The organism is Pirellulales bacterium (assembly GCA_035546535.1).
Classification (GTDB): Bacteria; Planctomycetota; Planctomycetia; order Pirellulales; family JACPPG01; genus JACPPG01.
Genome location: DASZWQ010000194.1, coordinates 13,872 through 27,740, shown reverse-complemented (window position 1 = coordinate 27,740; position 13,869 = coordinate 13,872). Strand labels below are relative to the sequence as shown.

Below are 13,869 nucleotides of genomic sequence, written 5' to 3'. Positions count from 1 at the left end.
GCGACGAGAATTGCGACAGCCTCTCACGACAGTCGGACGAAGATATGACCCGTGCCGTCATTCACCATTTGCTGACCTCGGCGTTAGCGGTCGTGGTGATTGTCGTCAACGGGGCCCCGCAATCGATCGGCAGTTGCGCGAGCCAGCCCACGGCCAGGAAATGCTGCGGCTGTTGCAAGTCTCACGGTGCGCAGTCTCACGGGGCTGAGCCCAAAAGCTGCTGCGCCAAGCGAGTTGCGCAAACAGCGGGCGCCGCTAAGCCGCACTGCTGTTGCTCGAAGAGCCCGGCCCGGCCCGCGGCTCCGGTGCCGACCGACCTCCAGGAACTAGTCAAGCAAACGCTTCTAGCGATCCAGTTCGACGCGATGAGCTCCGGCTCGACGGTCTGCGACACGTCGAAAACACTCGAGCGACGAGGGGCTGAGGATATCACGGCGCCCCCCGCGCGAGTTCTCTTCTCGGTCTGGTTGATCTGATTCCGGCAAGCGCGACAGTGACATTGCGCGCCGGCGGCAAGGATCGGTCCTTAACCGCGGTTGGGCTGTTGCGTTCGCGCTCTCGATGGGTGATCATGCTCTCGTCTTGCGGGATTTGACAAGACGCCTAGGACGGTTTTACTCAGAACAGTTCTTCGCTTTTGATTGAAAGGATATTTTCATGAAGACTCGTATCGCATTGGCGGGCCTCGTTGCTTCGGCCCTGTTGTTGACGCAAGCCCTGATCGCCGCTGACAACGCGGCGGACGCCACCTTCAAGGCCAAGTGCCCCGTCTCGGGCAAGGACGCGAAGGAATCGTCGACGCTCACGTTCATGGGCGGCAAGGTTCAGTTCTGCTGCGACAACTGCCCGAAGGCTTTCAAGGCCGACGACAAGAAGATGGCCGCCAAGGCCGCTCTGCAGATGTTGGGCACCGGCCAGTTGAAGCAGACCGCTTGCCCGATCAGTGGCAAGGCGTGCAATCCCGAGCAGACGGCGATGATCGACGGCGTGAAGGTCGGCTTCTGCTGCCCGAATTGCAAAGGCGCCGTGGAAAAGGCCGACGATAAAGTTGCCAAGGCCCTCGGCGGCGATCTGGCCAAGTGCTGCACGGCCCAGACCACCTGCCCGGTGAGCAACAAGCCGATCAACCCGGCCGCCTCGGTCGTGTATCAGGGTCAGAAGGTTTACTTCTGCTGCGAAAACTGCCCGGCCGCCTTTGAGAAGGATCCGGCGAAGTTCGCGTCGAAGCTGCCGCAACTGGCCAAGTAATGAGTTGTCGGACGTGATTTGTTACTAAGAAGCGGGGCCTCCTCTCTTTAGCGAGGGAGGCCCCGCCTTTATCGCTTCCTGGCTTGCGCCGGTCGAACCGCGTCTCGCGTCGGATCGTAATTGTAAATATGTGGCTCTCTGCGCTACGCCCTGGCATTCATGTGTTGCTGGCTGCGGCCACTTTCATGGCCGGGGTTGGTCCGACACGGCATTGTCAGGCGGGACAGCGTTCTTGTTGCACTCCTCGGCAACCAGTTGAGCAAGTGGCGCGGCGAAGCTGCTGCCACAAGACGCCTGCCCAGCGCGAAGGCACGGCGCAGGCGGCGGTATCTACGCCGGCACAATCAGCGCCGCTCCCTTGCCGCGAGTGCTGCCGTCCCAGTGATCCCGTCACCCGCCCGGTTGCGTCGCGCTTCGAGACTCGCGACGAGCATAATCCGCTGGCGGTTGTCGCCGCGGTAGATCGTCTGTGGTGCCCCGGCGGCGAGGGCGTTCGGTCGTTCGTCGATGGGCCCACTGCCTTCGATTCTTCGCATCCACCGTTGCGGGTTCTCCTTTGTACCTGGCGGAACTAATCGTCACTCGGTGCCTTCGTTTGGCCTGAGTTGAAGTTTGGTTTTGTCATTTCACTAAGGAGTTTTTCCATGTCTAGGAAACGCGTTTTCGTGTGTTGCTGCGCGCTGGCTGTAGTGGCCGTTGTGGCGCTGTCGGTAAGCACTGGTGTGGCTGCTAGTGGCGCCGCCCAGGCCACGGCTCCGGACTGCTGCGTAAGCGGCGCGGTATGCTGCGCTAACGGCGGGAGTGCCTGCTGCCTCGGCGGCGAAAAAACGCTGGCCGCCAAGGCTGGCTCGACGGCGACCGCCAAGAGCTGCTGCGCCGCCAAGGCTGCCTCGAAGGCGGCTGCTCAAAGCTGCTGTGCGGGGTGCGCCACCGATTGCTGTGGCGCAAGCTGCTCGGCATGCTGCGGTGACGCGTGCGAGGCTTGCTGCCCGCAATGCTGCACCGCTGCGAGCAGCCGTTGCTGCGCGCGTGGCTGAGAGAGTCGTCGACGAAATGGCTGATCGTTTCGATTTTCCAGGCGGGGCGCCCAATTTGGGCGCCCCGTTTTTGTTTGCGGTGTGCAGCGCATGCGGGACGCCTGCTGCCATTCGATGTGCGTTCGGACGAGAGTGCTAGCAAAGCGTTCCGCACGTCCTAATGCGATGGGCACGACGTCGGGTTTTGCTCGCCTTGGCCGCGCAACTGCCCTTTGTCCGCACTATCGCATTTGCCATACTTGGCCGCCGATTTTTGTGACAAATCCCCTCCGTGCAGGATGTTAGCGGTGAAAATCTTCTTCTCGGTCGGCGAGCCGAGCGCCGATTTGCACGGCGCGAACTTGATGCGCGCCATCCGTGCCCGGCGCCCGGATGTAGCGTTCGTCGGCTACGGCGGTCCGCTCATGGCCGAGGCGGGTTGCGATCTGCATTGCGATCTGACGGCGCTAGCCGTGATGTGGTTTTTGCGCGTGTTGTTGAATTTGCACAAGTTTCTCGATCTGGCCAGCCGGGCGGACCGCTACTTTCGCCACCAGCGTCCGGACGCGGTGGTATTGATCGACTACCCCGGCTTCAACTGGTGGATCGCCCGCCGCGCGAAAGCGCACGGCATTCCCGTCTTTTATTACACGCCGCCACAGATTTGGGCGTGGGGAAGCTGGCGCGTGAAAAAGATGCGCCGCTTCGTCGACCACGTGTTGTGCAGCCTGCCGTTCGAAGAAGCATGGTTTCGGCAGCGCGGTTGCAACGCCACCTTCGTCGGCCATCCGTATTTCGACGAGGTGCGGCGTCAAAAGCTCGATCCCGATTTTCTTGCCAGACAGCGCTCCCAGCCGGGCCGCCTGGTGACGATCCTGCCCGGTTCGCGCACCCAGGAAGTCGAACAGAATCTTCGTTGGTTCTTGCGCGCGGCAGCCTTGGTTCGCAAGGCCGTGCCCGAAGCGCGGTTCGCGATCGCGAATTTCAAGCCTCATCAGGCCGAGCTGGCCCGTCACATGGTTGCCGGCACGGACTTGCCGGTCGAGATCCACGTCGGCCGCACCCCCGAACTGATCCATCTGGCCGAATGCTGCATGGCCGTGTCGGGCTCGGTCTCATTGGAACTGCTCTACCAGAGCAAGCCCACGGTCATCCTGTACTGGATCAGCCGGGTGGCGTACTTCGTGCAAGGTTTCTTCCGCCACGTGAAGTACATCACCCTGGTCAACCTGTTGTCGAGCAGGTCTCCCTTCGGCCCCGACCTGACACCCTACGATCCCTACCGGGAGAACGGCGAACGCGTGTTGTTTCCCGAGTATCTCACGTGCGAGGATCGGACCATCGAAATCGCCGCGCACGTCGTGCAATGGCTTACAAACGAGTCGCTGCGTAGCGAGCGCGTGGCGGAACTGGCCGAGCTGAAGGCTCGGGTCGGTCACGGTGGCGCATCGCGCCGGGCGGCAGAATACATCCTGCACGTACTCGATCGTCCTACGACGGCGCTGCCGCGACCCCATTTCCAGCCGGGCATGGTCGTCGCGTCGAGTGGCGGCTGGTCGGAAAACGCGCCCAAGGGCCGGCTACAAAGCTGAGGGCTCCCGGCCAAACGCTCGCCTGCCCCCCCTTAGGGGCCTGCGTGTGACCTGTTATCATCGGGTTCTTCCCCGCGGTTATTGCCTGGGGCTCGAACCTGCGACCACCGGATCGACCGTCCGGTACTCTATGGATCACCTTCCTGCGATCGTCAGGGGGTACCCGCGAGGTCGGGCTTTCAGGCGTGCAAGGCGCGCGTGCCGATCCTCGGCCCACGCTGACTGTTTTCACCAGCAAATTCCATGGCCGTCGACAAGTCGGAAATCCGGGTTCGTCGCATGTTTGGCGAGATCGCCGGCCGCTACGACTTTTTGAATCATTTGCTGTCGCTGGGCGTCGACCATTACTGGCGGTGGCGCACCGTGCGGCGCGTGCCGCCGACTTCGACGGCGCCGATCCTTGACCTTTGCACCGGGACGGGCGACCTGGCCCTGGCCTACTTACGTGCCGGCGGTGGCAAAACCGCTGTCGTGGGGGCCGACTTCTGCCACGAGATGCTCGTCGTCGGCGAGGCGAAGGCCCGTCGCGCAGGCGCGAACGGCCAGCTCAGTTTCCTGGAAGCCGATGCGCAGCGGTTGCCGCTGCCGGACAATCATTTCCAGATCGTTTGCGTCGCGTTCGGCCTGCGGAACATCACCGATACCGACCAGGGTCTGCGCGAGATGGCCCGGGTTTGCCGTCCCGGCGGTCGCGTGGCGGTGCTCGAGTTCTCGCAGCCGACCTGGCAGCCGTTTCGCGCCATTTACGGCTGGTACTTCCGCAACGTGCTGCCGCGCATCGGGCAAGCGCTCGCGCGAAACGCCTCGGATGCCTACAATTATTTGCCAGAAAGCGTGGGTGAGTTTCCCTCGGGCGAGGCGCTGGCTGAGCGGATGCGCGGCGCGGGCCTTTCGGACGTGCGGTATTTTCCACTGACCCTCGGCGTCGCCACTTTGTACGTGGGCGTGAAATGATGCGCAACGTGGTCTTGGCCATCACCGGCGCCAGCGGCGCGATCTACGCTGTCCGATTGCTGGACGTGCTGGTCGCGACGGGCTGCGATGTGCAATTGGCCATCAGTCCCGCTGGCCGCGCTGTGCTACGACAGGAATTGGGACTCGAAGTCAACGTCGAAGAGTTCCGTCTCGATAGCATCCTGCCGACGCGCAAAGAGCTGGCCGCGCTCGATCGGTTCCAGCAACTGCGCGAGCTGATCGGCGTGGATGCATGGCAATACGACGGTGCGAGCGGCGGAGACGCGAATCGCTCCGCGACCGGCCGCGTGCATTACCATCATTACCAGGATTTCTTTGCGGCAATCGCCAGCGGCTCGGCCCGCACCGACGGCATGGTCGTCTGTCCGTGCTCGGGCGGAACGCTGAGCGCCATTGCCCACGGCGCCTCGGGCAACCTGATCCATCGGGCAGCGGACGTGCATCTCAAGGAGCGCCGCCGGCTGATCCTGGTACCGCGCGAGACTCCACTTTCGCTAGTGCAATTGGATAATATGCGCCGCGCGGCCGAGGCCGGCGCCATCGTCTTGCCGGCCATGCCCGGCTTTTATCACGGCGTGCATGCAATTCGCGATCTGGTCGATTTCGTCGTCGCGCGAATTTGCGACCAGTTGGATATTGAGCAGCGTTTGATCGCGCGGTGGGGCGAGTCGTGACCTTTCTGGCGAATGCGCGTATGCAGCGACTGCGAATGATCCTGGAAATGATCCGCTTCAGCCATACGGTGTTTGCGCTGCCGTTTGCGCTGTTGTCGGCAGTCATGGCCTGGAACCTGTCGGCGCACGAAACGCCTGGCACTTCGTGGCACTGGCAAGAAGTCGTGGGCATCATCGCCTGCATGGTGTTTGCGCGGAGCGCCGCGATGGCGTTCAATCGCCTGGCCGATCGGCGGTTCGATGCCGAGAACCCGCGCACGGCGATGCGACATTTGCCGGCCGGATTATTGAGTGTGAAGAGCGTGACCGCCTTTGCCGTTGCCTGCGCCGCGGCCTTCATCGCCGCGACGTTGTTGTTCTTGCCCAACCGCTGGCCGATCTACCTTTCGCTGCCGGTGCTCGGGTTTTTGCTCGGCTATAGCTATACGAAACGGTTTACGGCGCTCGCGCATTTCTGGCTAGGCGCGGCGCTGATGCTGGCGCCCGTGGCCGCGTGGATCGCCGTGCGCGGCGAGCTGGCGTGGCCGCCGGTGGTGTTGGGAGCCGCGGTGCTCTTGTGGGTGGCCGGCTTCGACATTATCTACGCGTGCCAGGACGTCGATTACGACCGCGACCGCGGATTGCGCAGCGTCCCGGTGCGTCTGGGCGTGCCACGGGCACTGCGGCTGGCGGCGGCGTGCCACCTGGGAACCGTTGCCCTGTTGTTTCTGCTGCCGATTGCGTATCCGCTGTTGGGATGGATTTACCTGGCGGGGATCGCGGTCGTGGCGCTACTCTTGATCTATGAACATTGGCTCGTGCGGCCCGACGACCTGACGCGCGTGAACATGGCATTTTTCAATGTGAACGCCGTGATCAGCATCGGGTTGTTCGTCGTGGCGGCCCTGGATTTGTACATGCGATAGGACGTGCGGGATGGCGCCGACCGGCGGCATTTGCGACGGACGACCTGACTGCTAAATTGAGGCTGCCTGACAAGTCAACCGTGAAGGAGCCGACGCCGCATGGGCGTCCTGCAAGAAACGATGATCAAAGCCGTTCCGCCCACTCTCGAATCGATCCGCGCCAAAGTCGAAGCTGGCGAGCGTCTGTCGTTTGACGATGGGATGTTTCTCGATAGCCCCGTCGTGCCCTTGAACGAGGTGGGAGCCCTGGCCAATCTGGTGCGCGAGCGGAAGAACGGCCATTTCACGTACTTCAATATCAACACGCATCTGAATCCCACGAACGTCTGCGTCTATCGCTGCACGTTCTGTGCGTTCCGTTCCGATTTGCGCGACCCGAAGGGGTACGCGATGAGCGACGAGCAGATTCTCGAGCGCGGTCGCGAAGCATTGGAAAACGGCTGCACCGAGATGCACATCGTGGGCGGCCTGCATCACCAGCGCAAGTACGACTGGTACCGCAACATCATCGCGATCTTGCACGCCGCTTATCCGCAGTTGCATCTGAAAGCATGGACGGCGGTCGAGATCAATTGGTTTCAACATCTGACCGGCATGTCGATGCAGGAAATCCTGGCCGATATGCGCGCCGCAGGGTTGGGCAGCATGCCCGGCGGCGGAGCCGAGATTTTTCATCCCGAGGTCCGCGACCAGATTTGCGAACACAAGGCCGACGCCCAGAACTGGCTCGACATTCATCGCACCGCGCACGAGCTGGGCCTGCGCACGAACTGCACGATGCTCTACGGCCACATCGAGAATTCCTTCCACCGCATCGACCATTTGATCCGGCTCCGCGAACTGCAGGATCGAACCGGCGGATTTCAGACGTTCATCCCGCTGGCCTTCCACCCTGATAACACCGGACTAAGCCACATCCGCAAGCCGTCGAGCGTCATGGACCTGCGCACCATGGCCGTCAGCCGATTGATGCTCGACAACGTCGATCACATCAAGGCGTATTGGATCATGCTCGGAATCGGCACGGCGCAGGCCGCGCTCTCCTACGGCGCCGACGACCTGGATGGCACGGTGCGTCACGAGCTGATCTATCACGATGCGGGCGCCGAGACGCCGGAAGTTCTCACCGTCGACGAAATCAAACGCTTGATTGTCGAAGCCGGCCGCGAACCGGTCGAACGCGACACGCTCTATCACCGCGTAGAGCGGGCCGACGGCAAGTGGAAAACCGCCGAAGCGATCACGGCGGCACGGTAGTGACCTCGTACTTTTCCGCGTAAAGATCGTCCACAGTTCTGCGGCGGTTCCTTGACACTAGTAGTATACGCATGTATACATTCGGTCGTGGCGAGTGTCAAGCGTATTATCTTCGCGCCAAGGAAGGAGGCGCGATCATGGCTCAAAGTTCGTCCATTGAATGGACCGAAGCCACGTGGAATCCCGTTACGGGCTGCACGAAAATCAGTCCGGGTTGCAAGCATTGCTACGCCGAGCGTATGGCGCTTCGGCTGCAGGCGATGGGTCAGGAGCGATATCGCGATGCGTTCAAGCTCACGCTGCAACCGGACACACTTCAGACTCCTCTTAGTTGGAAAAAACCCCGTGTAATTTTTGTTAACTCGATGAGCGACCTATTTCATCGAGACGTTCCACTCGATTACATTCGTCAGTGTTTTGAGGTGATGGAAGCTGCCAAGCAGCACACGTTTCAAGTTCTAACCAAGCGGCCGGAGCGCGCCGCCGAACTGGCGGCCAAGCTGCCTTGGCCATCAAATGTGTGGATGGGAACTAGCGTAGAGCGTGCTGATTACACATGGCGTATTGGACGTTTATGTCAAGTACCGGCGGACATACGGTTTCTCTCGGTCGAACCGCTGCTCGGTCCGATTCCTCGGATTCCATTAAGCGGAATCCGATGGGTTATCGTTGGCGGTGAATCTGGTCCTGGCGCGCGGCCAATGTCTGCGGAGTGGGTTCGTCAAATTCGCGATCGATGCTTGCGGCTCGAGGTCCCATTCTTCTTTAAGCAATGGGGTGGCGTACACAAAAGCCGCGAGGGCCGTGATCTCGATGGTCGAACTTGGGATCAGATGCCAGATATTCGAGGCGGAAATGGCGTCGAAGAAGAAAGATCGCTGGGATGAACTGTGCCAGCTCGTTGCTCAAAACGATGGTCTACCAACCCGTGACGTCGGCCTCTGGACCGAGGAGAAACTCTGGTTTTGGAATCGGTACGTTGATATCGCCACGAGTGCCATGGTTGGCCATCCGGCATGGCCGAGGGGTTTGGTGTACGTCGATCTGTTCGCAGGCCCTGGAGTCTGCACGATACGCGATACGAATCGGCGCGTGCCAGGATCTGTTCTGGTCGCTGCAAATGCGCCGAAGCCGTTCCAACGCATTATTGCTTGCGAATTGGATGCCGCTTTAGCTGACGCATGCGCAAGGCGCCTGGCGGCGAGTCCGGCGGCAGGTCGGTTCAACGTTATCACAGGAGATTGCAACGAGCGAATTCATGAAATTGTTCGGACGATACCTGATGGTGCACTGACGCTTGCATTTATCGACCCGCCCGGCCTGCATGCACATTTCGAAACGTTGAGAGTTTTGGCCGCAAAGGGGCGAGTCGATTTGCTGATTCTCTTCGCTGATGCAGTCGACGCTCTGCGGAACGTAGACACGTTCGAAGTACAAGAGGATTCTCGCTTAGATTTGGTACTTGGTCCGGAATCTAAATGGCGGGAACGAAGAGAAGAGATGAACAAATGCAATGCAGACTCGCTTCGGCGGCTGCTCGCATCTATTTATCAGGATCAACTTCGAAGCCTAGGGTACACCGTGTTCGGTGAAAGGGTGATGAGATTCCGGAATGGACCGCTCTATCGCCTCGTGTTTGCCTCAAAGCACGAACGTGGTCTTGAGTTTTGGGACAAAGTTACGCGAAAAGATAAGGGCGGCCAGCGCGGCTTGTTTTAGTCGCTTCTCAGCCGATGTTTCCCAAATCCAGCACCTGCCCGTAGCGCACCAGCACCATGCGTCGCAGGCGTTCGTGTTCCGCTTTGGACAGGCCCGGGTCTTCGGCCACCAGTTGTTGCGCATCGCGGCGGGCTTCTTCCAGCACGGCGGCATCGGTGCGCGGATCGGCGACGCGCAGTGGCGGCAGGCCGTGCTGCTTTGTGCCGAGCAGATCGCCCGGCCCACGCAAAGCGAAATCGATCTCGGCCAGTTCGAATCCGTCGGTCGAGCCGACAAACGCTTCCAGACGCTTTTCCGATTCGGGTGACGTCGGCTCGGCGAATACGCAGCAATAGCCTGGATAGGCGCCGCGGCTCACTCGACCGCGTAACTGGTGAAGCTGTGCCAGGCCGAACCGCTGACCGCTTTCAATGGCCAACAGCGTGGCGTTCGGAACGTCCACGCCCACTTCGACGACCGTCGTCGAGACAAGTACTTGAATGTCGCCGCTGCGGAAACGCTCCATGACGGCTTCCTTTTCGCCAGCGCTCATGCGGCCGTGGATCAAGCCGAGCCGGAAAGCTTCGAGCGGACCGCTCGCCAGCGATTCATACGCGGCCTCAAGGCTCGTAGCGGCGACGTCGGCCGAGCTTTCCACCAGTGGCACCACGACGTAACCCTGTCGCCCCTCGCGCAGCTTGCGGCAAAAGAAGTCCCACCATTGGTCGCGCTGCTCGGGCGTGGCCAGATAGGTGCGCACCACTTGCCGCCCCGGCGGCGCGTCGCGCATGGTCGAGACGTCGAGATCGCCGAACAGTGTCATGGCCATGGTGCGCGGGATGGGCGTGGCAGTCATCACCAGGTAGTGCGGATCGAGCCCCGCTTGTTTCAGGCTCGCGCGTTGTCGCACACCGAATTTGTGCTGCTCGTCGATTACCACGAGGCCGAGCTTGGCGAACTCCACATCCTCTTGCACGATGGCTTGAGTGCCGATGACGAGATCCAACTCGCCGGCGGCAAGTTTTTCGAGCGTTGCCCGGCGCTCCGCGGCCGTAAGCCCGCCGGTTAACAGGCCCCATCGTACACGACTGGCCGTCAAGAATTGTTCGATCGTTGCGGCGTGTTGTCGGGCCAGGATTTCTGTCGGCGCCATGAATGCCGCTTGCTGCCCGTGCGCAATCGCCAGCAGAATGGCATAGACCGCCACCACGGTCTTGCCGCTCCCCACATCCCCTTGCACCAGTCGATTCATCGGATGGGGCCGGGCGAGATCGACGGCGACCTCGGCGATGACCTGGTTCTGCCCGGCCGTCAGCTCGAAGGGGAAGAGTCGGCGGATCCGCGCGTCGATCTTTGCCGTCGCTTCCAAGGGAGGCGCCTGGCGCTGTTCATGTTGCGCGTAGCGCTTGAGCGCCAGCGCCAGCTGCATGACTAGCAATTCCTGGTAGACCAGCCGCCGCCGGGCCCGCGCCAACGATTCGCGCGTTGCCGGCGAATGAATCTGCTCGATGGCTTCACGAATGGGCTCAAGACCGTGCGCCGCCAAGTATTCCGCGGGAAAAACCTCGTCCAGATGCTCGGCCAGGCTTTCGACGACACCGCGCACGATGCGGCGCATCGCTCCCTGCCGCACACCTTCCGTCAGCGGGTAAACAGGTAGCAGTTTTCCGCGCGGGTCGCCGTCGTCCCCTTCAAGGTATTGCAGATCCGGGTGTACCATCTCGTAGATGCCACCGCGGAAACGAACCTTGCCCGATAGCAGAAGCTCCTGGCCGGCGGGTAGCCGCTTGGCCATGAAGGGCTGATTAAACCAGACGGCACGAACGTGCCCCCCCTGGCAACGGATGAGCGCGCCCAGGATCGTTCCGCCCGACGAGGTATTTCGCTGGTCAAGCTCAACAACCGTGCCGTGCAGGCGGACGAGCTGATCGTCCTGCAACTGATCGACGCTGGCCAGGTCGGTCAAGTCCTGATAATCGCGCGGGAAAAAGAAGATTACATCTCGCGCATTTTCAAGCCCCAGTTTGCGCAACAACTCGGCGCGCTGCGGTCCCACGCCCTTGAGAAACTGGACGGGCGTGAGAAACGCCTCGGCCGGCGATTTGTCTTGCGTCGACGACATCGCCTTATTCTAGCGACCGGATTGCCGGGAAATCAGCGAAACTGTTGATAGGCGGCGACGGCCAACTCGTCGCAGCGTTCGTTTTCGGGGTGCCCGCTGTGTCCCGCGACCCAGGTGTACTTCAACTGGTGCTTAGCGACCAGCGCATCGAGTTCGCGCCACAGCTCTTCGTTCTTGATCTCGGCCCAACGCTTTCCCTCGCGTCGCCGCCAGCCGTTGGCTTTCCACTTGGGCATCCACTCGGTGAGCCCTTTGCCGACGTAGACACTGTCGGTAAAAAGTTCAACGCTCGTGGGCCGGGTGAGAGTCTCCAGCCCACGCACCACGGCCGTCAATTCCATGCGATTGTTGGTCGTGATGGCCTCGCCGCCGGACTTTTCGATTTCCTTGCCCGACGCCGGATGCCGCAAGATAAAGGCCCAGCCGCCGGGCCCGGGGTTACCGCTGCACGCGCCGTCGGTGAATAGTTGGACTTCGACGGTGGTGTCAGACTTGGACATGGCGAGGAATCGCGAAAAGGAGAAGAAGGACGGGGTGCCGCCAAATCAAGTCATAGCCGAAGCAGCTTACGACCGCGCGGCGCCAGCCTCGCTGGCCACCGGTCGGAGGAATTCACCGCTCTCGGCCGGCATCGTGGTCGGAAGGGCCGAGGCGAATTGGACCTGCTCGGGCAGGCTCCAGGGTAAGCGCACCGTGAACTCGCTCCCCTTTCCCAATTCGCTCTTCAGCGAGATTTCCCCGCCCAACAATTTACAAAGTTCTTTCACGATCGATAGCCCCAGTCCCGTGCCGGAGAATTCGCGGGTCATGGCGTCGCCGCCGATGAGGACGGTATGCCCTTGGCGGAACTTTTCGAAGATCGCGACCTGGTCTTCCTCGGCGATGCCGACGCCCGTGTCCGTGACCACCATTAGCAGATCGCCGCCAGCGTCGCGCCTGGCGGACACGACGATCCGCCCCCCCTCGGGCGTGAACTTGATGGCATTGGACAGCAGGTTATTGAGAATCTGCTGGACTTTGCTCTGATCCTGGTGCAAGTCGGGCAGATTCGCGGCGACGTCGACCTCGAGGTCGATGTTTTTGCGCTCGGTCAGCGGCCGGGCCATGTCGCACTGCGAACCGATGACGTGCTCGATCGGGAAATCGGTCAGGCGGACTTCCATTTTTCCGCTTTCGATTTTCGCCAGGTCGAGAATGTCGTTAATCATGTCGAGCAACATCTTGCCCGACTTTTGGATGTTCTGCACGTAGCGCTTCTGACGATCGTCGAGCGAATCGATCGAGCCCAGCACGTCGCTGAATCCGATGATGCTGTTCAGCGGCGTGCGCAGCTCGTGGCTCATGGTGGCCAAGAAGTCGCTTTTCAGACGGTTCATCTCGAACAGCCGCATGTTCATCTGGGCCAGCTCGTCGACTTTGCCGTCCAGGTCGAGGTTCAAATGGCGCAATTCGCCCTGGGCGGCCATCAGGTGGCGCAACATGCGATTGAAGGCCACGCCCAGCTCCTCGAATTCGTCGGCCGTGTGAATGTCGGCCCGCTGTTCGACATTGCCGCGGCTGACGGCATCGCTGACATCACGCAGATGCTTGAGCGGTTTGACGATCACATAGCGCACGATGACGTACGAGGCGACCATCGCCAGGAACACGGTGAAGATGGCGGTGCTCAAGAGAATCGCGCGGTTCTTGGCCAGATCGACCCGCGTAGGATCATTGGGGATGTCCACGCGCGCGACCGAAATCAAATCGCCGGGCTTCGGCGGACGACCATACGACACGCCCAGGCTGCCAAGACCAGCGACCGACGTGGCCGGATCGCCGCCCATGGCGCTCGCGGCCGGACGATGGCAGACGATCGTGCATGAGTCCTGCACGCGGATCGGTTGATAGTAATGGTATTCCGAACCATCGGCTGAGAACCGCTCGTCATATTCCGGCTCGCCGTCGGAGGGCCGCGAATTCATGAATTTCTCGATCAGCCGCTTTTCGAAAGCGTCCACAGGCTTCTCGATGGCCGGCGCGGAAGTGAGCCCTATGAAGCGATAATCGTAGTCCTGCTGTTCGAGATCTTCGCTGAACAGCGGGACGATCTTCTTGAACGCCTCGCTCGTCTCGAGCTTCTCCCAGTGGGTGCGCGTGAGCACCGTGTCGACGATCAAGCGTCCCTTGCCGGGGTTCTGCTTGTAGACCAGCCCTTCGGTCTGCTTGCCGTACCACCAGAAGCTGCCGGTGATCAACAAGAGCAGGCAAGCGCCGAACAGAAAGCGGCACTTCCGCTCGAGGCTGGTCTCGCCCAACACGCGTTTGAATGATCGATACGACATCGACTCGCTCGAACCGAAAACTACCCCTCGGCCTATTGATCATTGTAAGTGGTCGAGT

The 13,869-nt window shown here is 61.2% G+C and carries 12 protein-coding genes; 9 read left to right on the top strand and 3 right to left on the bottom strand.

Features of this window, described 5'->3' with window-relative positions:
- The first annotated feature begins 44 nt into the window (after nucleotides 1–44).
- The 9 genes from VHD36_22615 to tcmP all read left to right on the top strand — a co-directional run bounded on the left by VHD36_22615 (nucleotide 45) and on the right by tcmP (nucleotide 9,386).
- Nucleotides 45–476, top strand: a complete 432-nt coding sequence (locus VHD36_22615) for a hypothetical protein (protein ID HVU90142.1) — start codon at nucleotides 45–47, stop codon at nucleotides 474–476.
- 181 nt (nucleotides 477–657) lie between these two features.
- Nucleotides 658–1,248, top strand: coding sequence for a YHS domain-containing protein (locus VHD36_22610; GenBank protein HVU90141.1), 591 nt, complete (start codon nucleotides 658–660; stop codon nucleotides 1,246–1,248).
- 1,324 nt (nucleotides 1,249–2,572) lie between these two features.
- Nucleotides 2,573–3,856: a lipid-A-disaccharide synthase gene (gene lpxB, locus VHD36_22605; GenBank protein ID HVU90140.1), complete on the top strand. Its 1,284-nt coding sequence runs from the start codon at nucleotides 2,573–2,575 to the stop codon at nucleotides 3,854–3,856.
- Nucleotides 3,857–4,099: 243 nt separating this feature from the next.
- Nucleotides 4,100–4,810: a bifunctional demethylmenaquinone methyltransferase/2-methoxy-6-polyprenyl-1,4-benzoquinol methylase UbiE gene (gene ubiE, locus VHD36_22600; GenBank protein HVU90139.1), complete on the top strand. Its 711-nt coding sequence runs from the start codon at nucleotides 4,100–4,102 to the stop codon at nucleotides 4,808–4,810.
- Nucleotides 4,807–5,505: a flavin prenyltransferase UbiX gene (locus VHD36_22595; GenBank protein HVU90138.1), complete on the top strand. Its 699-nt coding sequence runs from the start codon at nucleotides 4,807–4,809 to the stop codon at nucleotides 5,503–5,505. The genes ubiE and VHD36_22595 overlap by 4 nt, the downstream gene beginning before the upstream one ends.
- A gap of 20 nt (nucleotides 5,506–5,525) precedes the next feature.
- Nucleotides 5,526–6,410: a UbiA-like polyprenyltransferase gene (locus VHD36_22590; protein HVU90137.1), complete on the top strand. Its 885-nt coding sequence runs from the start codon at nucleotides 5,526–5,528 to the stop codon at nucleotides 6,408–6,410.
- A gap of 99 nt (nucleotides 6,411–6,509) precedes the next feature.
- Nucleotides 6,510–7,667: an aminofutalosine synthase MqnE gene (gene mqnE, locus VHD36_22585; protein ID HVU90136.1), complete on the top strand. Its 1,158-nt coding sequence runs from the start codon at nucleotides 6,510–6,512 to the stop codon at nucleotides 7,665–7,667.
- A 137-nt stretch (nucleotides 7,668–7,804) separates the two neighbouring features.
- Nucleotides 7,805–8,554: a phage Gp37/Gp68 family protein gene (locus tag VHD36_22580; GenBank protein HVU90135.1), complete on the top strand. Its 750-nt coding sequence runs from the start codon at nucleotides 7,805–7,807 to the stop codon at nucleotides 8,552–8,554.
- Nucleotides 8,523–9,386 (top strand): three-Cys-motif partner protein TcmP, encoded by an 864-nt coding sequence (tcmP, locus tag VHD36_22575; protein HVU90134.1) that lies wholly within the window; start codon nucleotides 8,523–8,525, stop codon nucleotides 9,384–9,386. The genes VHD36_22580 and tcmP overlap by 32 nt, the downstream gene beginning before the upstream one ends.
- Nucleotides 9,387–9,393: 7 nt before the next feature.
- On the opposite strand, the gene recG is transcribed toward tcmP, so the two are convergent.
- The 3 genes from recG to VHD36_22560 all read right to left on the bottom strand — a co-directional run bounded on the left by recG (nucleotide 9,394) and on the right by VHD36_22560 (nucleotide 13,811).
- The gene (gene recG, locus VHD36_22570; GenBank protein ID HVU90133.1) at nucleotides 9,394–11,487 is read right to left on the bottom strand and encodes an ATP-dependent DNA helicase RecG; all 2,094 of its coding nucleotides are present in this window, start codon (nucleotides 11,485–11,487) and stop codon (nucleotides 9,394–9,396) included.
- A gap of 32 nt (nucleotides 11,488–11,519) precedes the next feature.
- Nucleotides 11,520–11,987, bottom strand: a complete 468-nt coding sequence (gene rnhA / locus VHD36_22565; protein HVU90132.1) for a ribonuclease HI — start codon at nucleotides 11,985–11,987, stop codon at nucleotides 11,520–11,522.
- A 66-nt stretch (nucleotides 11,988–12,053) separates the two neighbouring features.
- On the bottom strand, nucleotides 12,054–13,811 hold the full coding sequence (locus VHD36_22560) for an ATP-binding protein (GenBank protein ID HVU90131.1): 1,758 nt from the start codon (nucleotides 13,809–13,811) through the stop codon (nucleotides 12,054–12,056).
- Nucleotides 13,812–13,869 lie beyond the last annotated feature (58 nt).

Excerpts from the sequence above, each read along its gene's own strand:
- VHD36_22615 (HVU90142.1), top strand. The coding sequence starts at position 45 with ATGACCCGTGCCGTCATTCACCATTTGCTGACCTCGGCGTTAGCGGTC.
- VHD36_22610 (HVU90141.1), top strand. The coding sequence starts at position 658 with ATGAAGACTCGTATCGCATTGGCGGGCCTCGTTGCTTCGGCCCTGTTG.
- ubiE (HVU90139.1), top strand. The coding sequence starts at position 4,100 with ATGGCCGTCGACAAGTCGGAAATCCGGGTTCGTCGCATGTTTGGCGAG.
- VHD36_22595 (HVU90138.1), top strand. The coding sequence starts at position 4,807 with ATGATGCGCAACGTGGTCTTGGCCATCACCGGCGCCAGCGGCGCGATC.
- VHD36_22590 (HVU90137.1), top strand. The coding sequence starts at position 5,526 with ATGCAGCGACTGCGAATGATCCTGGAAATGATCCGCTTCAGCCATACG.
- mqnE (HVU90136.1), top strand. The coding sequence starts at position 6,510 with ATGGGCGTCCTGCAAGAAACGATGATCAAAGCCGTTCCGCCCACTCTC.
- VHD36_22580 (HVU90135.1), top strand. The coding sequence starts at position 7,805 with ATGGCTCAAAGTTCGTCCATTGAATGGACCGAAGCCACGTGGAATCCC.
- tcmP (HVU90134.1), top strand. The coding sequence starts at position 8,523 with ATGGCGTCGAAGAAGAAAGATCGCTGGGATGAACTGTGCCAGCTCGTT.
- recG (HVU90133.1), bottom strand. The coding sequence starts at position 11,487 with ATGTCGTCGACGCAAGACAAATCGCCGGCCGAGGCGTTTCTCACGCCC.
- rnhA (HVU90132.1), bottom strand. The coding sequence starts at position 11,987 with ATGTCCAAGTCTGACACCACCGTCGAAGTCCAACTATTCACCGACGGC.
- VHD36_22560 (HVU90131.1), bottom strand. The coding sequence starts at position 13,811 with ATGTCGTATCGATCATTCAAACGCGTGTTGGGCGAGACCAGCCTCGAG.